Annotated in this window: 20 protein-coding genes; 12 read left to right on the top strand and 8 right to left on the bottom strand. The window is 60.9% G+C overall.

Going from position 1 to position 23,952, the window contains the following annotated elements; genetic code table 11:
* Positions 1 to 9: 9 nt before the first annotated feature.
* Together LCU97_RS25550 and desA are read right to left on the bottom strand one after the other, a co-directional pair.
* Entirely contained in the window at positions 10 to 999 is a 990-nt protein-coding gene (locus LCU97_RS25550; protein WP_053153390.1) for a GGDEF domain-containing protein, read from the bottom strand.
* 211 nt (positions 1,000 to 1,210) lie between these two features.
* Positions 1,211 to 2,395: a delta-9 fatty acid desaturase DesA gene (gene desA / locus LCU97_RS25555; protein ID WP_053153388.1), complete on the bottom strand. Its 1,185-nt coding sequence runs from the start codon at positions 2,393 to 2,395 to the stop codon at positions 1,211 to 1,213.
* A gap of 144 nt (positions 2,396 to 2,539) precedes the next feature.
* Here desA and dibA point away from each other — a divergent pair, with 144 nt between their 5' ends.
* The 9 genes from dibA to LCU97_RS25600 all read left to right on the top strand — a co-directional run bounded on the left by dibA (position 2,540) and on the right by LCU97_RS25600 (position 13,268).
* Positions 2,540 to 4,447 carry a phosphodiesterase DibA gene (gene dibA / locus LCU97_RS25560; RefSeq protein ID WP_232778076.1) on the top strand — a complete coding sequence of 636 codons (1,908 nt, stop codon included), beginning with the start codon at positions 2,540 to 2,542 and terminating at the stop codon, positions 4,445 to 4,447.
* Positions 4,448 to 4,618: 171 nt separating this feature from the next.
* Complete coding sequence (oscA, locus tag LCU97_RS25565) at positions 4,619 to 4,801, top strand: sulfur starvation response protein OscA (protein ID WP_042732574.1); 183 nt, start codon at positions 4,619 to 4,621, stop codon at positions 4,799 to 4,801.
* 165 nt (positions 4,802 to 4,966) lie between these two features.
* The gene (locus LCU97_RS25570; RefSeq protein WP_232778077.1) at positions 4,967 to 5,980 is read left to right on the top strand and encodes a sulfate ABC transporter substrate-binding protein; all 1,014 of its coding nucleotides are present in this window, start codon (positions 4,967 to 4,969) and stop codon (positions 5,978 to 5,980) included.
* A 213-nt stretch (positions 5,981 to 6,193) separates the two neighbouring features.
* Positions 6,194 to 7,012, top strand: a complete 819-nt coding sequence (gene cysT, locus LCU97_RS25575; protein WP_232778078.1) for a sulfate ABC transporter permease subunit CysT — start codon at positions 6,194 to 6,196, stop codon at positions 7,010 to 7,012.
* A gap of 13 nt (positions 7,013 to 7,025) precedes the next feature.
* Positions 7,026 to 7,895, top strand: coding sequence for a sulfate ABC transporter permease subunit CysW (gene cysW, locus LCU97_RS25580; protein ID WP_232778079.1), 870 nt, complete (start codon positions 7,026 to 7,028; stop codon positions 7,893 to 7,895).
* A gap of 3 nt (positions 7,896 to 7,898) precedes the next feature.
* Positions 7,899 to 8,888: a sulfate/molybdate ABC transporter ATP-binding protein gene (locus tag LCU97_RS25585; RefSeq protein WP_053153373.1), complete on the top strand. Its 990-nt coding sequence runs from the start codon at positions 7,899 to 7,901 to the stop codon at positions 8,886 to 8,888.
* A gap of 284 nt (positions 8,889 to 9,172) precedes the next feature.
* A complete protein-coding gene (locus tag LCU97_RS25590) occupies positions 9,173 to 10,537 on the top strand; it encodes a cytochrome C (RefSeq protein WP_232778080.1) in 1,365 nt (454 codons plus the stop codon).
* Positions 10,534 to 11,052, top strand: coding sequence for a sorbitol dehydrogenase (locus tag LCU97_RS25595; RefSeq protein ID WP_232778081.1), 519 nt, complete (start codon positions 10,534 to 10,536; stop codon positions 11,050 to 11,052). The genes LCU97_RS25590 and LCU97_RS25595 overlap by 4 nt, the downstream gene beginning before the upstream one ends.
* Positions 11,049 to 13,268: a GMC family oxidoreductase gene (locus LCU97_RS25600; RefSeq protein ID WP_232778082.1), complete on the top strand. Its 2,220-nt coding sequence runs from the start codon at positions 11,049 to 11,051 to the stop codon at positions 13,266 to 13,268. Before LCU97_RS25595 ends, LCU97_RS25600 begins: the two co-directional genes overlap by 4 nt.
* Before the next feature lie 67 nt (positions 13,269 to 13,335).
* Here the strand turns inward: LCU97_RS25600 and LCU97_RS25605 are convergent, their stop codons facing one another.
* Positions 13,336 to 13,860: an Mpo1 family 2-hydroxy fatty acid dioxygenase gene (locus LCU97_RS25605; RefSeq protein ID WP_053153362.1), complete on the bottom strand. Its 525-nt coding sequence runs from the start codon at positions 13,858 to 13,860 to the stop codon at positions 13,336 to 13,338.
* Between the two features lie 87 nt (positions 13,861 to 13,947).
* Between LCU97_RS25605 and LCU97_RS25610 the strand changes: the two genes are divergently transcribed.
* A complete protein-coding gene (locus tag LCU97_RS25610; protein WP_053153359.1) occupies positions 13,948 to 14,634 on the top strand; it encodes a Crp/Fnr family transcriptional regulator in 687 nt (228 codons plus the stop codon).
* Positions 14,635 to 14,778: 144 nt separating this feature from the next.
* Here the strand turns inward: LCU97_RS25610 and LCU97_RS25615 are convergent, their stop codons facing one another.
* Positions 14,779 to 15,783, bottom strand: coding sequence for an AraC family transcriptional regulator (locus LCU97_RS25615; protein ID WP_232778083.1), 1,005 nt, complete (start codon positions 15,781 to 15,783; stop codon positions 14,779 to 14,781).
* A gap of 100 nt (positions 15,784 to 15,883) precedes the next feature.
* On the opposite strand from LCU97_RS25615, the gene LCU97_RS25620 reads away from it, so the two are divergent.
* Positions 15,884 to 16,957: a fatty acid desaturase gene (locus LCU97_RS25620; RefSeq protein ID WP_232778084.1), complete on the top strand. Its 1,074-nt coding sequence runs from the start codon at positions 15,884 to 15,886 to the stop codon at positions 16,955 to 16,957.
* 88 nt (positions 16,958 to 17,045) lie between these two features.
* Here the strand turns inward: LCU97_RS25620 and LCU97_RS25625 are convergent, their stop codons facing one another.
* From LCU97_RS25625 to LCU97_RS25635, 3 genes are all read right to left on the bottom strand, one after another.
* A complete protein-coding gene (locus LCU97_RS25625; RefSeq protein WP_053152004.1) occupies positions 17,046 to 19,550 on the bottom strand; it encodes a TonB-dependent siderophore receptor in 2,505 nt (834 codons plus the stop codon).
* Positions 19,551 to 19,637: 87 nt separating this feature from the next.
* Complete coding sequence (locus tag LCU97_RS25630; RefSeq protein ID WP_232778085.1) at positions 19,638 to 20,627, bottom strand: FecR domain-containing protein; 990 nt, start codon at positions 20,625 to 20,627, stop codon at positions 19,638 to 19,640.
* Positions 20,617 to 21,117, bottom strand: coding sequence for a sigma-70 family RNA polymerase sigma factor (locus LCU97_RS25635; RefSeq protein WP_053152010.1), 501 nt, complete (start codon positions 21,115 to 21,117; stop codon positions 20,617 to 20,619). Before LCU97_RS25635 ends, LCU97_RS25630 begins: the two co-directional genes overlap by 11 nt.
* Positions 21,118 to 21,367: 250 nt before the next feature.
* Here LCU97_RS25635 and LCU97_RS25640 point away from each other — a divergent pair, with 250 nt between their 5' ends.
* Complete coding sequence (locus tag LCU97_RS25640; protein ID WP_232778086.1) at positions 21,368 to 23,248, top strand: methyl-accepting chemotaxis protein; 1,881 nt, start codon at positions 21,368 to 21,370, stop codon at positions 23,246 to 23,248.
* A 201-nt stretch (positions 23,249 to 23,449) separates the two neighbouring features.
* Here the strand turns inward: LCU97_RS25640 and LCU97_RS25645 are convergent, their stop codons facing one another.
* Positions 23,450 to 23,941, bottom strand: coding sequence for an SRPBCC family protein (locus LCU97_RS25645; RefSeq protein ID WP_053151998.1), 492 nt, complete (start codon positions 23,939 to 23,941; stop codon positions 23,450 to 23,452).
* Positions 23,942 to 23,952 lie beyond the last annotated feature (11 nt).

Below are 23,952 nucleotides of genomic sequence, written 5' to 3' on the forward strand. Positions count from 1 at the left end.
CCCCTTTATTCAGGCGGTGATGATGCGATTCTTGCCTTGGCGCTTGGCTTCATACATGGCGGCGTCGGCGCGGGAATAGAGGCTGTCGAGGGACTGATCTTCGGCGGTGATGCCAGTCAGACCCTGGCTGACGGTAATCCCGAAGCCCTGCTCTGCGTTGCGGAAGGTCATGCGTTGGATTTCCCGTTGCAGACGCTCAGCCACTTGCAGCGCCATGTCCGGAGGGCAACCGGGGAATACCGCCGCGAACTCTTCGCCGCCGATGCGCCCGAACAGGTCGCCACGCCGGAGCACGGTCCGCCCGCACTCAGCGATTTTCTGCAGCACGATATCGCCTTCCTGGTGGCCGTACGTATCGTTGATCACCTTGAAGTCATCGATATCCAGCAACAGGAACGCTATGGGGGTTCCTTGTAGCCGTGCCTGCTCGAATTCGCGGTGGGCGCACTCGAAGAAGTGGCGGCGGTTGCTGCTCTGAGTCAGTACGTCGGTGGTCGCCAGCCGTTGCAGTTCGCTTTCCAGCAACTTCTTTTCGGTAATGTCTTCGGCGATGCCCACCACGATCACGGGTTGTTCCGAGTCAGCCTGGCGGTTGATGAAGCACTTGTCGCTCAGCCAGCGAATCTGGCCATCGGCGGCAATGATGCGGTACTCACGGTCCTCCACGGCCCCCTTGACCAGTACTTCGGCCAGGCTACGTTCGGCGTAGTCGAGATCATCGGGGTAGATTGCATCGCGCCATTCGTTGAAATCAGCCAGGACCAGGCCTGCGGGACGGCCGAAGATCCGCTCATAGGCAGGGCTCACATACAGCAGTTGCCGGGTTTCCCAGTTGAACGCCCAAAGCACTGCATTGACGCTGTCCAGCAACGAGCTGAACAGCTGCTCGCGCTCACTCAAGCGTGCTACCTCGCCTTTGGCATGCATGAGCGCCATGAGCATCTGGGCCGCTTCGGGCCAATGAGGTTGGGATGAATCCTGCAGGTTCTTGTCGACCATCGGCACATATCTCAAAGAGCGCGCAGTGTTGTAGGTTCGCACGCGCTCACTCCAAAGCCCGCCTGGATGGCGAAGTGCTCTTGAGATAGGGGATTCCGGGCGAAGTTCCTTCCCAGGCGACGAAGTGCGGGGACTTGGCGAGCCAGGCCGATGGCGACGGGATTTTACTCCCTGGTCAAAGGAAAACCCCGCCGGATGGCGGGGTTTGTTATCAGGCAGTGGCGGGCCGCAGCGAGTAGGTTTTGAGCTGGTCGGCGAAGTCACGCAGGGACTGGATACCACTGGCCTCGGCCTCGTGTACCCATTCCTTGATGGCCGTGAGCATTTCGTGACCGTTGCTGCTGGTCTTGACCCAGATCTGTTGCAAGGCCAGGCGTTTTTCGTAGATCACCTTCAGCGCCTGGCTGTGTTCCAGGATGTTCTGGATGCGCAGGTGATGACGGTCGTCCAGCAGGCTGGTTTCCCGTGACAGCAGGCGTTTGGCCCGGTGGAACTGGTGACGTACCGAGTGATCGACCTTTTCCAGCTCCTGTTTGACCAACGGCGCGATGACCAGGCGGCGGTACTGAGCCATGATCTGAAAGCGGTTGTTGAGAATCGCCATGGCGGTGTCCATATCCAGGTGCCCCTTGCCTTCGACCCGATGGGCGATCGGCGCGACCCGCTGGACCTTGGCCAGTCGCAGGAAACTGAACACCCGTATCCAGGCCCAGCCGAGGTCGAACTCCCATTTGCGTACCGACAGCTTGGCCGAATTGGGGTAGGTATGGTGGTTGTTGTGCAGCTCTTCGCCGCCGATCAGGATGCCCCAGGGCACCAGATTGGTCGCCGCGTCACGGCACTCGAAATTTCGGTAGCCCACGGCGTGGCCCAGGCCATTGACCACTCCGGCGGCCCAGACCGGGATCCACATCATCTGGATGGCCCAGATGGTGATGCCGATGGTACCGAACAGCAACAGGTCGATCAGGCCCATGAGTGCCACGCCCAGCAGCGGGAAGCGACTGTAGAGGTTGCGTTCGATCCAGTCTTCCGGGCAGTTCTTGCCGTAGATGCGCAGGGTTTCCGGGTTCTCCGCTTCGGCGCGGTACAGCTCGGCGCCTTTGCGCAGCACGGTGGACAGGCCCTTGACGACCGGGCTATGGGGATCGTCGACGGTTTCGCACTTGGCGTGATGTTTGCGGTGGATAGCGGTCCATTCGCGGGTGTTCTGCCCTGTGGTCAGCCACAGCCAGAAGCGGAAGAAATGTTTGAGGCCTGCGTTGAGCTCCAGGGAACGGTGAGCCGAATAACGGTGCAGGTAGATCGTGACGCTGATGATCGTGACGTGGGTCATCAGCAGGGTGACTGCCACCAGCGACCAGGGCGACAAGCCAAGAAAACCTTCGTACCACATAGGCTATGGGGCCCTCGATAAAGTAGAAACAGCCGCTGCATTATCGCCAGCCCCACGGATAAAACCAGTCGGCCTTTCAGATAAGAGTGGCAGGATGTTTCTTCCTTTATAATTCCGGCCTCTTTGTAAGGACATGGACGACCAATGACTGCTTATCACCGTATTGCCTTGCGGGGCACGCTGCTCTATCTCGTGCTGTCAGTTGTCTGGCTGCAGTTGGTTGGTTATTTATTGAGCAGTTTCTTCGATGAATCCGCCGACAGGCTTCGCTGGCAACTGATCAACGGTTATACCTGGATCCTGATCAGTGCCGGTGCGATGTTCCTGGTGTGGATACGCAGGCCTCGAACGATGGAGGCGGGCCTGCCTTCCTCCGATCGGGAACGTCTGCGCCAGGCGGCCGCTGTCTTCGATTGCACTCGCGAAGGCGTGCTGGTGACAGATCGCAACGGCCTGATCGTACATGTGAACCGGGCTTTCATGGCGATCACCGGCTATGGCCGGGACGAAGTACTGGGCCGTCGTCCCAGCTTGTTCAAGTCGGGTCGCCATGGCCTGGACTTCTACCAGGATATGTTTGCGTCCCTGGCGAACGTGGGCGAATGGAGCGGCGAAATCTGGAACCGGCGCAAAAGCGGCGAGATTTACCCACAATGGCAGACCATCCGCACCATTACCGATGAGAGTGGCCAGGTCAGCCAATACGTCGCGGTGTTTTCCGACATCAGTGCCATCAAGGATTCGCAACACGAACTGGCGCACCTGGCCCATTACGATCCACTGACCGGCCTGCCTAACCGAGTGCTGTTCACCGACCGAGCGGAGCAGGCCCTGGCTTCGGCGCAACAACACAAGCGTGGCTGTGCCCTGCTGCTGGTGGACCTGGACCATTTCAAAAACATCAATGACAGCCTGGGGCACACTGTTGGCGATGAATTGCTCAAAGGGGTGGCCGAGCGTTTTCGTGGGCTTTTTGCGCCGGGCGTAACCCTGGCGCGCCTGGGGGGCGATGAATTCGCGGTATTGGTGGAAAACTGCTCCCAGCCTGGCCAGGCGGCGGTCCTGGCCCAGCGCATCCTCGACGGTTTGAGAGAGCCACTGCGGCTCGATGGCCATGCCTTGTTCATCAATGCCAGCATTGGCATCAGTCTGTTTCCCAGTGATGCCCTCAACGCCGGGCAACTGCTGCGCAATGCCGACTCGGCGCTGTTCAAGGCCAAGAGCGCCGGGCGTGACGGTTACGCCCTGTACACGGAAGAACTCACTGCCCACGCCCAGCAACGGGTCGAAATCGCTACCGAACTGCGTCGTGCCCTCGAACAGCAGGAGTTGCGAGTGCACTACCAGCCAGTGCATGACCTGGCGTCCGGCCGCCTGATCGGCGTCGAGGCGTTGGTGCGTTGGGAACATCCAGTTCGAGGACTGATTTCGCCGGCCGGGTTCATCCCTGTCGCCGAGCGCATCGGGTTGATCGCCCAGATCGATGCCTGGGTCATGGCCCAGGCCTGCCGGCAGATGTGCCAGTGGCGAGAAGAGGGCGTTGTGCTGTCATTCGTCGCGGTGAACGTCTCCAGTCGCTTGTTTGCCCATCGCGAGTTGTATGAGCAGGTCGCCAAGGTGCTGCATGACACCAGGCTGGATCCGGCGCTTCTGGAACTGGAGGTGACCGAAAGCGCGGTGATGGAAGACCCCGAGGTGGCGCTGGAACAGATGCATCGCCTGCGGGAGTTGGGCGTGCGTCTGGCGATCGACGATTTCGGTACCGGGTATTCGTCGTTGTTGCGGCTCAAGCGCTTGCCGGTGCAGAAACTCAAGATCGATCAGGGTTTTGTCGCCGGGTTGCCTTGGGATGAGGACGATGCGGCGATCGTCCGGGTCATCATTGCTCTGGCCCGCAGCATGGGCATGCAGGTGCATGCCGAAGGCATCGAGCAGCGCGAGCAGGCGGCTTTTCTGCTGGAACAGGGTTGTGGATTGGGGCAGGGCTACTGGTTCGGACGGCCTGGGCCCGTGCAGCAACTGAATTGGGCCGATGCGCCAGCCATCGCCTGAGAATGCAAGCCGCCTGGCTCAAGCGTGCAGGCTCGTTTCTTACGGATGTGTAAAAACGGTTATATAAAAATTCTTAAATAGTATTTTTAAGAATATCCCGCCTTATCTAGTATGGCTCCACGCCACGCGCAGTGCCGCCCACTGCCCGGCATTCATTCAAGGAGCAGCACCATGAGCGCATCCCTACGTAGCGTTGACGGCCAGGACGAAGCAACCATTTTGCGCGAGATTCAGAGCGCGCTGCGCGATCTGCGCTTTGGCGCGGTGGAGATCACTGTGCATAACGCGCAAGTGGTCCAGATCGAGCGCAAGGAAAAATTCCGTCTGCAGCAGCCGAGTCATAAGCCGGGCTGAAACAGCCTGGTTGTGGGAGCACAGCGTGCTCGCGAACAGGCGCCTCGATTTTTGGGGAAACGTGTCGCCTTCATCGCGAGCAGGCTGTGCTCTCACAGGTTCGATTTGTTCAGGTTTCACGATTTATAAGCCAAAAGAAAAAACCAGATTCCAGGAGCTTTCACCATGTCGTCGATTCGTCGTTATGCCTTGGCCGCACTGGTCAGCGCTGTTTTCGCAGGTTCAGCGGTCGCCAAAGATTACGAGCTGCTCAACGTTTCCTATGACCCGACCCGCGAGCTATACCAGGATTACAACGCCGAATTCGCCAGTTTCTGGAAGAAGGCTCACCCGGACGACACAGTGAAAATCCAGCAATCCCACGGTGGTTCGGGCAAGCAAGGCCGGGCGGTGATCGATGGGCTGCGGGCCGATGTGGTGACCCTGGCCCTGGCCGGCGATATCGACGAAATAGCCAAGCTGGGCAAATCCCTGCCGGCGGACTGGCAGACACGCCTGCCGGAGGCCAGCACACCCTATACCTCCACCATCGTGTTCCTGGTGCGCAAGGGCAACCCCAAGGGCATCAAGGACTGGGGCGATCTGATCAAGGATGACGTATCGGTCATCACGCCGAACCCGAAGACCTCCGGCGGCGCTCGCTGGAACTTCCTCGCGGCCTGGGCCTATGGCCTCAAGGCCAACGGCGGGGATGAGGCCAAGGCCAAGGAATACGTGCAGGCGCTGTTCAAACACGTGCCGATCCTCGACACCGGCGCCCGTGGCTCGACCATTACCTTTGTGAACAACGGCCAGGGCGATGTGTTGCTGGCGTGGGAAAACGAAGCCTTCCTGGCCTTGAAAGAGGATGGCGGCGCCGACAAGTTCGACATCGTGGTGCCGTCGTTGTCGATCCTTGCCGAACCGCCCGTGGCCGTGGTGGACAAGAACGCCGAGAAAAAGGGCAACCTCGAGATTGCCGAAGCGTACCTCAAGCACCTGTACAGCCCGGCTGGACAGGAAATTGCCGCGAAGAACTTCTATCGTCCACGGGACAAGGACGTGGCCGCCAAGTATTCCCGCCAGTTCCCGAAACTGGACCTGGTGACCATCGACAAGGACTTCGGTGGCTGGAAAACCGCTCAGCCGAAATTCTTCAACGATGGCGGCGTGTTCGACCAGATCTATCAGGCGCAGTAAGCTGGAACAGGTCAACTGATGGCCAGCCAAGCGCAATTCATGTGGGAGCGGGCTTGCTCGCGAAAGCGGTAATACAGTCAATAACAGCATTGCCTGACACACTGCTTTCGCGAGCAAGCCCGCTCCCACAGGTATGCAAACCTGATGGGCTGACACTTGCTTAACAGGTCTCGATTTATTGGGACTTTTGCGCGTTCTCAACCAAGGACTTCTATGTCGCGTCGCATCTCCCCCGTCATACCCGGCTTCGGGCTGACGCTGGGCTACACCCTGGTGTACCTCAGTCTGATTGTGCTCATACCGCTGGCGGCCATGTTCGTGCATGCCGCCCAACTCACCTGGGATCAGTTCTGGGCGATCATTTCGGCGCCACGGGTGCTGGCTGCCCTGAAGCTCAGTTTCGGTACCGCGCTGTACGCCGCGATCATCAATGGCGTGATCGGCACGCTGCTGGCCTGGGTGCTGGTGCGCTACACCTTCCCGGGTCGCAAGGTCATCGATGCGATGATCGACCTGCCGTTTGCGCTGCCCACCGCCGTGGCCGGTATTGCCCTGACCGCGTTGTACGCGCCGACCGGTCTTGTGGGCCAGTTCGCTACCTACCTGGGCTTCAAGATCGCCTACACCCCGCTGGGTATCACCCTGGCGCTGACCTTCGTGACGTTGCCGTTCGTGGTGCGCACGGTACAGCCGGTGCTGGCGGATATTCCCCGTGAGGTGGAGGAAGCTGCCGCCTGTCTCGGCGCCAGGCCCTGGCAGGTGTTTCGCCACATCCTGATGCCGGCGTTGTTGCCAGCCTGGTTGACCGGTTTTGCCCTGGCGTTCGCCCGTGGCGTGGGCGAGTACGGCTCGGTGATTTTCATTGCCGGCAACATGCCGATGAAAACCGAAATCCTGCCGCTGCTGATCATGGTCAAGCTCGATCAATACGACTACACCGGCGCCACCTCCATCGGCGTGCTGATGCTGGTGGTGTCCTTCGTCCTGTTGCTGCTGATCAACTTGCTGCAGCGGCGCATCGAAACCCCTTGAGGAGGCGCGAAAAATGTCCCAATCGTCTATTTCCGCCGCTTCCACCAATGCCGCCCGTCGTGGCAGCGCGGTTTCGCGGCGCATCCTGATCGGCTTCGGCTGGTTGATCTTCGCGCTGTTCTTGCTGTTGCCGCTGTTCATCGTGGTATCTCAGGGCCTGAAGTCTGGCCTGGGGACTTTCTTCGAGGCGATCCTCGAACCCGATGCGCTGTCGGCGCTCAAACTCACGGTGATTGCGGTGTTGGTCTCGGTACCGCTGAACCTGGTATTCGGTGTCAGTGCCGCCTGGTGCGTGAGCAAATACTCGTTCCGCGGCAAAAGTATGCTGGTGACGCTGATCGACCTGCCGTTCTCCGTGTCGCCGGTGATTGCGGGCCTGGTCTATGTGTTGATGTTCGGTGCCCAGGGCCTGTTCGGCCCGTGGCTGGCGGACCACGACATCCAGATCGTGTTCGCATTGCCAGGCATTGTGCTGGCGACGATTTTCGTCACCGTGCCGTTCGTGGCCCGCGAACTGATTCCCTTGATGCAGGAACAAGGCACCCAGGAGGAAGAAGCCGCGCGCCTGCTGGGCGCCAACGGCTGGCAGATGTTCTGGCATGTCACCGTGCCGAACATCAAATGGGGCCTGATCTATGGCGTGGTGCTGTGTACCGCACGGGCCATGGGCGAGTTCGGCGCGGTGTCGGTGGTGTCCGGGCACATTCGCGGGGTGACCAACACCCTGCCGCTGCACGTCGAGATCCTCTACAACGAATACAACCACGTGGCCGCGTTCGCCGTGGCGAGCCTGTTGCTGATCCTGGCGCTCTTCATCCTGCTGCTCAAGCAGTGGAGCGAAAACCGAATCAACCGCCTGCGCGCCAGCGCCGCGGAGGAATAAGTCATGTCGATCGAAGTCCGTAACGTCAGTAAGAATTTCAACGCCTTCAAGGCCCTCGACGACATCAGCCTGGACATCCAGAGCGGCGAGTTGGTGGCGCTGCTGGGCCCGTCGGGCTGCGGCAAGACCACGTTGCTGCGGATCATTGCCGGCCTCGAGACGCCGGACCAGGGCAGCATCGTGTTCCATGGCGAGGATGTGTCCGGCCACGACGTACGTGATCGCAACGTCGGTTTCGTGTTCCAGCACTACGCTCTGTTCCGCCACATGACGGTATTCGACAACGTCGCCTTCGGTCTGCGGATGAAACCGAAGGGCCAGCGCCCGAACGAAAGCCAGATCGCGGCCAAGGTCCATGAGCTACTGAATATGGTGCAACTGGACTGGCTCGCCGACCGCTATCCCGAACAGCTTTCCGGCGGCCAACGCCAGCGTATCGCCCTGGCCCGCGCTTTGGCGGTGGAGCCAAAGGTGCTGTTGCTGGACGAACCTTTCGGCGCCCTCGATGCCAAGGTCCGCAAGGAGCTGCGCCGCTGGCTGGCGCGGCTGCACGAGGACATCAACCTGACGTCGGTGTTCGTGACCCACGACCAGGAAGAGGCCATGGAAGTCGCCGACCGGATCGTGGTGATGAACAAAGGCGTAATCGAGCAGATCGGCTCGCCGGGCGATGTTTACGAAAATCCGGCCAGCGATTTCGTGTATCACTTCCTGGGCGACTCCAACCGCCTGCACCTGGGGGAAGATCGGCATGTGCTGTTCCGTCCCCATGAAGTCTCGCTGTCGCGCTCGGCGCTGGAGGACCACCACGCCGCTGAAGTACGCGATATCCGCCCGCTGGGCGCCACGACACGGGTGACCCTGAAGGTGGAAGGCCAGAGCGAACTGATCGAAGCCGAAGTGGTGAAGGATCACGACAGCCTGGTAGGCCTGGCGAAGGGTGAGACGCTGTTCTTCAAACCGAAGGTCTGGCAGAAGGTCGCCAACCTTTAAATCAAGAGCATCGCGAGCAGGCTCGCTCCCACAATGGCAGCGTCGATCAGCGGATTTGTGAACGACACTGAACCCTTGTGGGAGCGAGCCTGCTCGCGATGGCGTCTTCCATGACACCGCTTTCTGAGTCCGAATAATACCGCCCGGCTTTGCTTCGATTGGTTCTACCTTCATGTCTCTTCTTGAATCAAACCCTACCTAGACTCTGACTTGCCAGGAGGCAAGTGAGAGTCCATGACGGACCGGTGTTTTCTCCTGGCGCCCTGATGCCAAGGAGAGAAAGCATGAGAATGGAAGTCAGTCGGCATGGCCCGCTGGGCTGTGCCTTGTTGAGCGTGTTGCTGTGCCCGTCCGCCAGTGCCGCCCCCGCGTTATCACCGCAGATACCCTTCGATGTCACGGCCACCCAACCGATTTCGCTGGCCAGCCTGCAAGGCAATTTCGACACGCTTTCATGGCAGACCTTCATCGCCCTGAACTGGCCGGCGCTGGACAATGGCAATCCCAACACCGGTACCACCATCGGCCAACAGGACGGGGCCACGGTCTGGGAGAGCTGGAAAGAGAGTTATCAGATTTTCCGCGCCAAGGGCCAGACGCCCTTGCCCTGGGATGCGCCGGCGACGCTTCCCGAAGTGTGCAAGCAGCTCAAGCCGGGCCGCCTGTTACAGCAGATGGGCAAGGTCCCCGACGTACTGGATGAATTTATCCAGCCCTTTGAGAGCGGCCCGCTGGTGGATCAGAACGGCGTTTATACGCGCAACGAAATCGTCGTCAACCAGTCGATGTTCAACGGGATCGTCGACAACGGCCTGTACAGCATCGAAGGCCAGCGTAAATTCTTCGCCGCCAGTCAGAAAAACACCGTGGCCTTCAGCTGCGGATCCACCGATACCCAGCAGGTCGGTTCGGTGATGGTGAAGGCATCCTGGAAGGTGCTGGGCGCCAACGACCGCCCCCAGGATTTCCACACGGTCGACGCGCTGGTCTATACGCCGGGTAACAGTGATCCGAGTCACGGGCCTATTGTCGAGGAGTCGTGTGCGTCACAGTCGGTGGGTCTGGTGGGCTTGCACATCGTTCACAAGACCGCCAGCGCGCCGCAGTGGGTCTGGTCGACCTTCGAGCATGTGAACAACGTGCCGGAACAATCCACGCCGGTGGCGCAGCGCAAAGGCCCCTACCTGTTCTACAACGCCAGCAGCGACAGCACGATCAACCAGCCACCCCCACGACCGTGGAACCCTGCCGTCAAGGCGACGCCCTCGCAGATCGTGCGCGAGGTGCCGCTGACCGATGCCACCAAGACCTTGAATACCAGCTACCAGGCCTTGTTGCGCACGGTCAATCCGCAGAGTGTCTGGGCCAATTATCAACTGATCAGCACGCAATGGCCGACCGCCGCACCGCCGCCTGATTGCCAGATATCGGCCGCCAACCCGTTGGGCAACCCCGCCCCTTCGTTCCTGGCCAATGCCACGCTGGAAACCTACATCCAGGGCACCACGCCCCAGGCATCTTCCAGTTGCATGGCCTGTCACGGCAACGCTGCTACTCATGTCACCGAATCCCCGCGTACCAGCTTCGCGGACTTCACCTATTTGCTCGAACGCGCGCAGTCCACTACCGGACAAGGAGCCAAACAATGAGCACTGACCTGGACAATTTCGTCGGCCTGTCGTCAGCCCTGACTGGTATTCCCATCGAGCGCCTGGCGCCGCAGCTCGATCCGGTGGGTTTGCCGCCGCTTTTTCTCGATTACGTCACCCCACGCATCACCACCGATGTGCTCAACCCGTTGCTGACGCAGTACGCCACGTTGGCGGCCGACAACGTATCCCCGGATAAGATCGCCCAGCAGGTGCTGGTCACCTCGCAACCGACCCCCAACTCCGTGCTGGCGGCGCGTTCGATCATGAAGCTGTGGTATCTGGGTGTCTGGTACCAACCCTATGACGCCGGGAATTACAAGAAGGGTGACTCGGCGGTGGTATCCGACCAGGCCTATATCTACAGCTGGGCCTGGAAAGTGGCTCAGGCCCACCCCATGGGTTACAGCGAATCGTTCTTCGGTTACTGGAATGAACAGCCGTCGAGCCTCGAGGACTTGACCGGCGTACCCGCCAACACGTCTTTCAAAGCCCAGCAAGGAGACCGGTCATGACTATTGAACAAGCCGAAGTGGTGGTCGTTGGCGCCGGGCTGGCGGGCAGTATCGTTGCCTATCAACTGGCCATGGCCGGGGTGGAGGTGCTGGTGCTCGAGTCGGGACCGGAGATCCCGGTCAACCGGGCGCAATACATGGAACGCTTCTATACCACCACGCTGAAAACCCCGGAATCGCCCTACCCACCGGTCACTACACTGGACCCGCCCCGCAACCCGGCCGGCCAGAACGCCCCGCGTGCGACCATCGCTGACCTGATCCTGGGATGGGACAAACCGGAGACCAGTTACCTGGTACAAAAGGGGCCGATGCCTTTCACCAGCACTTATGAGCGAGTCGGCGGCGGAACCACCTGGCACTGGGTCGGGACCTGCCTGCGCATGGTGCCGAACGATTTTCGCCTGAAGACTCTGTACAACGTCGGGGTGGACTGGCCTATCGGCTACGATGACCTGCAGAGCGCCTATTGCCGGGCCGAAGCGGAGATCGGCGTCTCGGCCAACGTTGCCGATCAGGCCTACCTGGGCATGACGTTTCCCGAGGGTTACGAATTTCCCATGCACAGCATTCCGTTGTCCTTGGTCGATGGCAGTTTTGTCGCGGCGGTGACGGGGCAGGTATTCGACGGCTTGCCGTTGGTTGTCAGCCCGACGCCGGCCGGACGCAACTCCCAACCCTATGCAGGGCGCCGCGTATGTGCCGGCAACACCAACTGTACGCCGATCTGCCCGATCCAGGCCAAGTACGACGCCACCGTGACGTTGAACAAGGCCCTGGCCACCGGCAAGGTCAAGGTGCTGTACAGGACGGTTGCCACCAAGTTGAACGTAGGGTTGGACGGCACTATCTTCGGCGTGGAATTCAAGCAGTATCAATTGGGTGATGGACCGGTCACCGGCTTTGGCGAGGCCATTGCTCAACGTTATGTCATCGCGGCCCATGCCATAGAAACCCCCAAGCTATTGCTCAACTCCGCCACGCCCGCCTGGCCCAAGGGCGTGGCCAACAGCAGCGGTCAGGTGGGGCGCAACCTGGCCGACCACCCGATCTACCTGGCGTGGGGGCTGATGCCTGAAGGCAAGGCGATTTTTCCCTACCGTGGTCCCCTGTCCACCGCGGGCATCGAGAGCTTGCGTGACGGTGCCTTTCGCAGCGAACGCGCGGCGTGGCGTATTGAGATCGGCAACGAGGGCTGGAACTGGCCGGCCAACGATCCCTACGACACGGTGGCCGATTTTATCGACGGTACGAACAACAACGGCGTCAACCCGGTGAAGTCGGACCAGGACCCCGTACCCCCTACCGAGGCGCTTTATGGAACAGCGCTGGTGCAGAAACTCAACGACATTTTCATCCGGCAGTTCCGCATCGCGTTCCTGGTGGAGCAGGTGGAAGACGATCCCGATAACGCCAAGTGTTACATCGTGCCATCGGCCGACTACAAGGACCTGCTCGGTATTCCCCGGCCGGAAATTCACTATGAATTGTCCAAGTACACCCAGAAGGGGTTCCTGGAGGCAAAACGGTTGGCCACTCACATTATCAAAGACCTGCTCGGCGCCGTGGAACTGACCAAACCCCTTACGCCAGGGACGTTCACTTACGGAAACGAACCTATGAGCTTCCAAGGTGCCGGGCACCTGATGGGCACTTATCGCATGGGCAGTGACCCGGCCACATCGGTGGTCGACAAGGACCAGCGCAGTTGGGATCACAAGAACCTGTTCCTGGTGGGCGATGGGGTTTTCCCCAGCAGCGGCACCTCGAATCCGAGCCTGACGATCGCCGCCTTGTCGTTCCAGGCCGGGGACACCGTGGCCAACGATCTGAAGGCGGTGACTCTGACGGTCCAGGCCAATAAAAGCTGGCAGGGCACCGGCGTGCAGGTCAATGCGCTGGTACCACGCCTGGTTCGCTACGTCTCTGGACTTTGGTGTGCCAGTCCGCAAGGCGGGAATGTCGATGGGAATGGCGGTTCGAGGCACATCGACTACAGCAGCTACGCCTTGCCAGGGGCTGCCGAAGGTGCCTTGGTCGGTCGTGTGGGCGATGGTGGCACACCGTTTCTGGTGGGTGATCTGGGGCAAGTTCCAGGAAACCAGCAAGGGGAACTGCAACTGTGCATCAATGATGATTTGACCGGGCAGCACGGGGCTGGCTTGAGCGATAACTCCGGCGCTCTGACCATCCGGGTCGAGTTCGGTGCGCTGTAATGCTTGAGAGGTGAGGCCAGGCTCTTGTGGGAGCGGGCCTCACCACGTTAATGACATGGCGCTGTTTTCAAACCGCCGAACGCTGGTTGCGCATCGCCACCGGCCCGGCGCGTTCTTCGATAGCCTGCTTCAGCTCGTTGCGCAGTCCCAGTAGAAATCCCGCTTCGACCACCACGAACAAGGGGCCGACGATCAGTCCTGTCAGATCGTCGACGAACGCCGGCTTGCGGCCTTCGTAATAATGGCCGACAAACTGAATGATCCAACCCACCACAAACAGGCCCAGGCCGCTGCCGAGCCACACCGATGTGCTTTGCGTGGCCAATACCTGCCCCAGCCATACGGCCAGACCCAACAGCACCGTCATCAGCACACCCAGGCGTAACTCCAGGCGCAGGTAGAACCAGGCACTGGCCGCCGCCACCAGCAAGGCTGGCGACAACAGAACCGCGCCCAACGGCCAGCCCGGCCGTGACAGCAGCACGGCAACGGCGACGAATATCAGCGGAATGCCAATGAAGTGCGTGGCGATGTTGCGAGGGTCGCGATGGTAGGCGGCGTATTGACTGAGATGATCGACGAGGCTTTTCATTGTTGTTCCTCCTGATGTGATACCTGCATGATGCCCAGGTTCTACGCGGCGCTCTGTCAGCTAGCCGACACTTGTCCCGGAGTTTCCATGAATTCGCATCCCTGGCACTCGCACCTGATGACCGGTCACTGGTACAGCCATTTGCCCGTCCCGTTACAGGATAGTCTGCTGGGGATCTCGCGGGTGCGTCGCCTTTCTCCGGGGCATCGACTCTTTAAGCGCGGTGATCCGCCGTGCGGCCTGTACGCCGTACTGGAAGGCGCGGTGCGGGTCGGCGCGGTCAACGAACAGGGCAAGGAAGCGTTGTTGAGCGTGATCGAGGCGCCGCACTGGTTCGGTGAGATCTGCCTGTTCGACGGCCAGCCGCGTACCCACGACGCGGTGGCGGTAGGTCAATGCACCTTGCTGCATTTGCCTCAAGCGGCGTTGCTGGCATTGCTGGAGGAACAACCGGTCCATTGGCGGCAACTGGCTTTGCTGATGAGCCACAAACTTCGCCTGACCTTCATCAATCTCGAACAACTGAGCCTGATGCCCGCACCGGCCCGCGTCGCCCACCGCTTGCTGATGATTGCCGAGGGCTACGGCGAAATCGAAGCGACCCGCCAGGTCCTGCAACTGCCCCAGGAACAACTGGCGCTGATGCTGTCGCTCTCGCGCCAGACCACCAACCAGATCCTCAAGGACCTGCAAGGCCAGGGCATCCTTCACCTTGGCTACGGTGAAATCGAGATCCTCGATATTGAGCGGCTGCGGGTGCTGAGTGCCACCTGAAGGGTTGTATCGACTGATCCGCCGTCATCGCGAGCAGGCTCGCTCCCACATTGGTCTTCGGTGGTACACCGATTTTCATTCGCCGCTAACCTCCTGTGGGAGCGAGCCTGCTCGCGATGACGGCAGATCGGGCGACACAAAACCCTAGCGCAACCCCTCGCGAAACTGCCCCGGCGTCATCCCGGTCCAGCGCTTGAACGCACGGCTGAAGCTGCTGGCGTCGGCAAAACCCAGCAGATATCCGACTTCGCTCAATGAGCAATCGGGGTCGCGCAGGTGCAGCAGCGCCAGGTTTTCCCGGCATTCGTTGAGCAGCGCGTCGAAGCGGCAGCCTTCATCGGCCAGGTGTCGTTGCAGGCTGCGCAGGCTCAGGTGCATGGCCTGGGCGATGCGTTCGGCGCTGGGTTCGCCTTCGGGCAACTGGGCCTCGATGGCGGCGCGTACCTTGCGTTCCCAGGTCAGTGGCTGGAGCTGGGCGAGGGTGCGCTTGAGCACTGTTTCGTTGTGTTCGGCCAGTTCCGGATTGGCGTCGTCCAAGTGCCTGTCGAAATCGGCCAGGCCGAATTCCAGGTAATCCTGGCCGGCTGAAAAATGCACCGGTGAGCGGAACACTTTATGCCAGGGGCCGGGATCCGCCGGCTCCGGACGCCGCAGGTATACCGCCAGGGGCGCATAGTCACGGCCCAGCCGGTTGCGACAGGTACGCACGTAAATCGCGGCGAAGGCATCGATGGCCTCGAAGGCTGGGGCCGGATGGGCCTGGGGGGCATCGAGACTGAAGCGGTAGCGGTCTTCGCAGCGGCGCAGTTGCAACGTCAAGGCATCGCTGACCACCGGGTGATAGCGCACGATCCGCTCGAACACTTCCCGCAGGCTGCCGCTGGCCACCAGGGCATAACCCAATGCATGGAATGTGGTGGGACTGACGAAGCGCGACACCCGCAGACCGATGGCCGGGTCGCCACTGGCTTGTACCGCCAGCGTCCACAGACGCGTGGTGCCCGAGAGCGGGTAGCGGGCGTTGGGGTCATCCATCAACTGCGGGTCGAGGCCAGCCTCGACGCACAGCGCGTGGCTGTCCAGGCCCAGTGCATCGAGCTGTTTGCGCAGGGCGCGGGTCCAGCTGGCGAGGGTGGTCGGTTCAGTCATGACGATTGGCGCTTGCGGTCAACAGGTTGGCGTTTACGGCTACCACCCTGTGGAACCACGCCCGTCAGGATGAGCACATCGTTACTAGAGGATGTAAGCCATGCATGGCACTTGCGCAAGTCCCGACCGATTGAATGCACAACAACGAGCTGCCCATATTCGCCAGGTGGTGTTGGCCCGAGGCGATGAATTGCGCCGGCGTTATCCGATCCTTCGGCATCAGGACGCGCTGGGAGTGTGCATCCTGGCGTTCGCCCTGGCCGGGATGATCGGATCGGCCCTGCTGTACCTCAACGGTCACCTGGACGGCTGGGCATGCCTGCTGCTCAACGCGTTTTTCGCGTCCCTGACCCATGAGCTGGAGCATGACCTGATCCACAGCATGTACTTTCGCAAGCAGCGCCTGCCCCATAACCTGATGATGGGGCTGGTGTGGCTGGCGCGGCCGAGTACCATCAACCCGTGGATCCGTCGACACCTGCACCTCAATCACCACAAGGTCTCCGGCAGCGAAGCCGACATGGAAGAGCGGGCCATCACCAACGGGGAGCCCTGGGGGCTGGCGCGATTGCTGATGGTCGGCGACAACGTGATGTCGGCCTTCATCCGCCTGCTCCGGGCCAGGACATGGGCCCACAAACGCAGCATTCTCAAGCGCACACTCAAGGTGTATTTCCCGCTGGCGCTGGTGCACTGGGGAGCCTGGTATGTGTTTCTCGGTTTTCACGGGGCCAACGGCATTGCCGGCCTGCTCGGCACCGCGATCGACTGGTCCGCCGACACCCTGGCGGTGATGCACGTCATCGACATCGCGGCGGTGGTGATCATCGGTCCGAACGTGTTGCGCACTTTTTGCCTGCATTTCATCAGCTCGAACATGCACTACTACGGCGACGTCGAGCCGGGCAACGTCATGCAGCAGACCCAGGTGCTCAATGCGTGGTGGCTGTGGCCGTTGCAGGCGTTCTGCTTCAATTTCGGCAGCAGTCACGGAATCCATCATTTCGTGGTGAAGGAGCCGTTCTACATTCGTCAATTGACGGTGCCGGTGGCCCACGAGGTTATGCGGGAGATGGGCGTGCGGTTCAATGACGTTGGCACGTTCGGGCGGGCGAATAGGTTCGTGCGACAGGAAGGTGTGGTGCGGAGGGAAGGGAAGGCCGTTCGGGTTTGAGGAGCACAATTTCAGGGATAAAAAACAACTTGTGGCGAGGGGATAAATTCCCTCGCCACAGGTTGCCGTGGGTGACCTGAAGAATGAGTCAGAATTGGTAGCTCACGGTAGCCGCCACGTTGCGTTCTTCGCCCATGTAGCAATAACTCAGGCTGGCGCACGAGGCCACGTAGGTTTCGTTGGTCAGGTTGTTGGCATTCAGGCGCACGTCCATACCCTTCAAGCCGACCTTGCCCAGGTCATACCCCACCGAGGCGTCGAACAGCGTGTAGGACGGCACCTTCATGGTGTTTTCCGCATCCGCCCAGCTGTAGCCGACATAACGCACGCCGCCGCCCAGTCGCAGGCCATCCAGGGCGCCGCTGTCGAACTTGTAGTCGGCCCATACCGAAGCCATGTGGCGCGGGGCCTGGGTCGGTGAGTTGCCTTTGTTTTCGATGATGTCGCTCGGGGTGCTCAACGTGCTGACCATTGACTTCGAGTATTCGATGTCGGTGAAGGTGTAGCTGCCCAACAGCTTGAGCTGCTCGGTCAACTGCAGGTGCGCTTCCAGTTCCAGGCCCTGGGAACGTACGGCCCCCACGGCACGGTAGAAGTTTTCCTGGGGCAGTTTGGTCGCCAGGTTTTCCTGGTCGATGCGGAACAGCGACGCCGTGTACAGGTCATCCGTGCCCGGTGGCTGGTACTTCAAGCCCAGCTCCCATTGCTTGCCATCGGTCGGCGGCAGCGGGTTGCCGGCGCTGTCGGCATAGGAGTTGGGGTTGAACGACTCGGAGTAGCTGATGTATGGCGCCAGTCCGTTGTCGAACAGGTACAACGCTCCGGCGCGGCCGGTAAGCTTGGTGCGCTTGTCGTTGATTTCGGTGCCTTGCGGGCGACCCGATTCGGCGATGCGGTTTTCATCCGAGGTCTCGACCCAGTCCTGGCGCAGGCCGAGAGAGAAGCGCCACTTGTCCATTTCGACCAGGTCTTGCAGGTAAACGCCGGTCTGCTCCAGACGCCGCAGATAACTGGTAGGGCTGAAATAGGTGATGGCCGAGTTGCCATAGACCGGATCGAAGGCATTGATCGGTGCCAGGCTGCCGCTGGTCCAGTCGACCACGGTCTTGCGGCGCTGATAATCGATGCCCGTCAGCACGGTGTGCTTGGTCGCGCCGGTGAAGAATTCGGCTTGCAACATGTTGTCGACGATGAAGGCGTGGAGCTTTTCTTCGGCGCCGGTGTAGTAGCGGTTCAGCTCGTTGCTGGTGGGCGTCGTCCAGCCGTAGGCGTAGACCTGGTCGTTCTTGACCTCCGAATCCAGGTAACGGAAGTTCTGCCGGGCAGTGAAGACATCGTTGAAGCGGTGCTCGAACTGGTAGCCGAACGATTGCTGGTCACGCTCATAGCGATCGACGCCGGGTTCACCTTCGAAGAAGTTTTCGGAAATCCGTCGGCCGTTGCGCTGGTGCAAGGTACCGTCGGCCGGCATGCCGCCGTGGTAGCCGCCGTCGGGGTCGTGCTGCAGATAGGCCTGGAGGGTCAGCGAAGTGTCTTCGGTGAAATCGATGCTCACCGTGGGCGCGAGGGCGAAGCGTTTTTCCTTGTTGTGATCGAACTGGGTGTCGGAGGTGTCCGCCAAACCGATCAGGCGATAAGCGATGCGCTTGTCATCGTCCACCGGCCCGGTGAAGTCGAAGCCTACACCACGCTGGCCCTGGGTGCCGACCGTCGCCTGGACCTGGCGATAAGCCTCGTACAAGGGTTTCTTGCTGGTGAGCGCCACCAGGCCGCCGGGAGAGCTGCGGCCATAGAGCACCGAGGACGGTCCCTTGAGGATATCGACCCGCTCCAGGAAATACGGGTCGATCTGGATGGAACTGTAGGTGCCGCTGTCGCCCATGGACTTGAGGCCGTCGAGGTAGATGTTATCCACCGAGCCATCGTTGAAGCCGCGCATCGCCACGTAGTCGTAGCGGTGGGTGGCGCCGTAGGGGTTGGTCAACACGCCTGGGGTATAACGCATGGCCTGGGACACGGTCTGTGCACCCTGGTCGTCCATCTGCTCGCGAGTGACCACCGATACGCTTTGGGAGGTTTCCCGCAGGGCGGTACTGGTCTTGGTGGCGACCTGGCTGTGGGTGGCGTTGTAGCCCTCCATGCTGCCCAGGGCATTACCCAGGGCAAACCCTTTGATATCGGTGGTTGGCAACGCCAGAGTGCTGCCCTCGGCCTCGGTCTGCAGGACATAACTGCTGCCGTCCTGGCTGACGGCAACCAGTCCTGAACCGCTGAGCAGATGGCTCAAGGCCTGGTCTGCCGAGTATTCGCCTTGCAGACCGGGGGACTGGACGCCACGGGTCTGCTCCGGGGTACTGGCCAGGGTGATACCTGCCTGGCGAGCGAATTGGTTCAATACGTCGCTGAGGGGGCCGGCCGGGATGTTGTAGCTCTGGCGGCTGGTGCTGACGCTGTCGGGGGCGGCGACCGCCAGTACCGGTGCGACGCCGGCACCCAGCGCGGTGGTCAGTAGCGCGGCGCGGATGGCCTGGCGCAGCAGTCGGGTTTGCGAGGAACCGCCGAAGGGGGTCTTGAGGTTTACGCGCTCGGTCATTTACAGGTTTCCGTTGGAGTCGCTGAAGGCAGAAAAGCGTTGATTACCTTCCTAGCCGGTCAGCCTCCCAAAACCCGCCAAAAAAAATCAGGCAGGGCGTTCCACCGTGACCCACCAGCGGGTCCGATAACGTATCTGCACCGCGAGTGTGCGCGGCAGCACGGCCAGCAGCTTGTCGGTATCCTGCAGGCGGAAGACGCCTGACAGCCGCAAGTCCGCAATCGACTCGGCGCAGTTGAGGTAACCCCGGCGGTAGCGCCCCACCTCGTTGAGAAAGTCTTCCAGGCGCATGTTGCGTGTGACGATCAACCCGTCCGCCCAGGCGCCGGCATCCATGTCCAACGGCGGCGCAACGGTGGCCGTGGATGAAGTGATCAGGTAGCTCTGCCCTGCATTCACCTGGAGGGGATCCCCGTTGCTGTCAGCGTGCGAACGGATCACCACCCGGCCACTGCTGACGCTCAGACGCGTGCAGTCGCTGTCCTGGCGGACGACGAAGCGGCCCTCGATGCCTTCGAACAGTCCCTGCCGGCTTCGTACCAGCAAGGGCCGTTCCGGATCTCGACCACAGGTGACCATGATTTCACCGCGTGCCAGGTTGATCAGGCGTTGGCGGGCGGTGTAGTCCAGATCGGCTGCGCTCTGGGTGTTGAGCTCCAGGCGCGTCCCATCCGGTAGCTGGAAACCCCGTCGCTCGCCAATGGTGGTGGCGAAATCGGCACTCCACGGCTGCCAGCCCAGGTCCTTGCCCAGCCACGCGGCGGAGCCCAGCAGCGCCACCCCCGAGAGCAATTTCAGAGCCTGGCGGCGGTTGAGTCGCCGGGCGCTGTTTTCCAGGGTTTCGAGGGCAATATGAGCGCCGGGCACGGCCCTCAGGTTCGAGGTCAGTTCGCTGTGCAGCGATTGCACCCGTTGCCAGGCCAGTTCGTGTTCAGGATGAGTGGCGCGCCAGGCCTCGCACTGTTGATGCAGAGTGGGATGGGTGGCGTGGTTGCGCAGGCGCAGCACCCAGTTGATCGCCTGTTTGACCACTTGCTGCGAAGGGCCGCTACGACGGCCCACGGGTTCAGTTCTCATAACGCAACACGTAACAATGATACAGCGCATCAGCGACGTAACGTTCCACTGAGCGCAACGAAACGCCCATTTGCTCGGCGATCTGTTTGTAGGTCAGGCCTTCACACTGGGCCAGCAGAAATGCCCTGCGCACTTTGGGCTTGAGGCCTTCGAGCATCCTGGCGATGGCTTCGAGCAGTTCCAGGATCAACGCCTGGGCTTCGGCGCCGGGGGTTTCGGCTTCCGGCAGATGGGCGATGGTTTCGAGGTAGGCGCGCTCGATTTCTTCCCGTCGCCAGTGGTCGATGACGAGACCCTGGGCAATGGTGCGCAAAAAAGCTTTTGGGGCCTTGAGTTCCAGCCGTTCGGTGCGCTGCAGCAAGCGGACGAAGGTGTCCTGTGCCAGGTCTGCCGCGTCCGCGGCATTGCCAAGCCGGTTGCGCAACCATGCATGAAGCCAGCCGTGATGACTGCTGTAGAGCGCCTGTACTGCAAACTCGGGAGATGACATGAACGCGACGCCCTGGATGTCACAAATGATAATAGGTCGCATTGTCATCAGCGTTCAGGGAATTTGCAACCACCATTCGACTGGCATCCTTCCGTCGCCTGATGTTTGAAAGCCCTAATTTTTTTTGCGAACTGGCCGACAGAGAATCATGCGTGCACCAAAATGGAGCGGGTCAGCTCCCGCCCACGCTGTTACATGGAACGTTGCAACCCGGAATGCACCCCAACTCTTTGCATAAGAAGCCTCATCGATGAATCTCAAGTTCAGCCATAAGATCCTGCTGGCCGCCTCTGGTGTAGTGGTGCTGGCGTTCGCGCTTTTCACCCTCTACAACGATTACCTGCAGCGAAATACCATCGGCCGCAGCCTCGAATCTTCCATCGAGCAATCCGGCGAATTGACGGCCAGCAGCGTCCAGAACTGGATGAGTGGGCGGGTACTGGTGCTGGAGAACCTCGCGCAGAACATTGCGCATCAAGGCGCCAATGCCGATCTGGCGGGGCTGGTGGATCAGCCGGCACTGACATCGAACTTCCAGTTCACCTATGTGGGCCAGGCCAACGGTGTCTTCACCCAGCGCCCTGACGCAAAAATGCCCGACGGCTACGACCCGCGTCAGCGTCCCTGGTACAAACAGGCCGTGAGCGCCGACAAAACCATGCTCACCCCGCCCTATTCGGCGGCAGTCGGTGGCCTGGTGGTGACTATTGCCCTGCCGGTGAAGAAAAACGGCGAACTGCTCGGCGTCGTGGGCGGTGACCTGAGCCTCGACACCCTGGTGAAAATCATCAACTCGGTGGATTTCGGCGGGATCGGCCACGCATTCCTGGTCAGCGGTGACGGTCAGGTGATCGTCAGCCCGGACAAGGACCAGGTGATGAAGAACCTCAAGGACATCTACCCTGGAACGCCGGTGCGCATCGAGAAAGGCATCCAGGAAGTCGAACTGAACGGGCAGGATCGCATCCTGTCGTTCACGCAGGTCGCGGGCCTGCCGAATGCGCAGTGGTACATCGGTCTGTCGATCGATGAAGACAAGGCCTATGCCCCGCTGAGCCAGTTCCGCACTTCGGCCCTGATCGCGATGTTCGTTGCGGTGGCGGCCATTGCGCTGTTGCTGAGTCTGTTGATCCAGGTGTTGATGCGTCCGTTGACCGCCATGGGCCGCGCCATGCAGGACATTGCCCAGGGCGAGGGCGATCTGACCCGGCGTCTGGTGGTGCACGGCAAGGACGAGTTCGCGGTGTTGGCGGGCTCGTTCAACCAGTTCGTCGAGCGGATCCACGCGTCGATCGCCGAGGTATCTTCTGCTACCCGGCAAGTGCACGACTTGTCGCAACGGGTGATGACGTCGTCCAACGCTTCGCTGGTGGGGTCGGATGAGCAAAGCGCGCGGACCAACAGCGTGGCGGCCGCCATCAACCAATTGGGCGCCGCCACCCAGGAAATCGCTCGCAATGCCGCTGACGCTTCGCAACACGCCAGCGGTGCCAGCGAGCAGGCGGACGATGGTCGTCAGGTGGTGGAAAAAACCATCCAGGCCATGACCGAACTGTCGCAGAAGATCAGCCTGTCGTGCACGCAGATCGAGACCCTGAACGCCAGCACCGACAACATCGGGCACATCCTGGATGTCATCAAGGGCATCTCCCAGCAAACCAACCTGCTGGCGCTGAACGCCGCCATCGAAGCGGCCCGTGCCGGTGAAGCCGGGCGTGGTTTTGCGGTGGTGGCCGATGAAGTGCGCAACCTGGCGCACCGTACCCAGGAATCGGCGGAGGAGATCCACAAGATGATCACCTCGCTTCAGGTGGGTTCCCGCGAAGCGGTGACCACGATGAACGCCAGCCAGGCCTCCAGCGCCGAAACCGTGGACGTCGCCAACCAGGCCGGCCTGCGGCTGGTCAGCGTGACGCAACGTATCGGTGAGATCGACGGCATGAACCAATCAGTCGCCGCGGCGACCGAAGAACAGACCTCCGTGGTGGAAACCCTCAACATGGACGTCAGCCACATCAATCTGTTGAACCAGCAAAGCGTCGCCAACCTCAATGAAACCCTCAAGGATTGCGATGCCTTGTCACAACAGGCCAATCGGCTGAAGCAGTTGGTGGACAGCTTCAAAATCTGATGACCCACGGGAGCGGTCGGCCAGTTGGCATCGCTGCAAGCTGGCCGACCGCTTTCGCGAGCAAGCCCGCTCCCACACTGGGTTCCGGGGTGGACCTGGAATCAGGGTTCTCCACCAGTCCCTGTGGGAGCGGGCTTGCTCGCGAAGGCGTCGGCATATTCAACATCACTGCGAGCCGATCCACCGTCATCGCGAGCAAGCTCAGCTCCCACAAAGTATTAGCGATGGTCCGGCGAACTGCGCCTGCACATTCCCCATCGCCTCATCGGCGAAACCTTGCAGGAAGTCCCTGAAGCCCGATGGAGTGTGGGCGTCGGTGTGGTCGGCGATGATGGTCCAGGTGGCGCGGCAGCGGTGGTCCGCCAGCGGCTCGACGCGCATCGCCGCCCAGAGGTTGTCGATGCCCAGGGTGTTGTAGATCAGTGTCCAGGTCATGTGCATGGCCTGGTCGTCCCGGCTGTTGAGCTGTTCCACCACCAGGTTCTGCCCGTCGGTGAAGAACTTCTTGCGCAGGGACCTCACGCCCTCGCCAGTCATTTCGATGCGCGCCAGTGCCGGGATGAATTGGTCGAATCCGCCAAAATTACCCACCAATTCCCAGACCCGAGCAGCATCGGCTGCCACTTCCACCGACGTTTCGACGTGGCAGGCCTGGGGATTTTTGATCAGGGTGTCGGGTTGAAATGCAGTCATGGTCTTGCTCC

This window comes from Pseudomonas uvaldensis, from assembly GCF_021271205.1.
Taxonomy (GTDB): Bacteria; Pseudomonadota; Gammaproteobacteria; order Pseudomonadales; family Pseudomonadaceae; genus Aquipseudomonas; species Aquipseudomonas uvaldensis.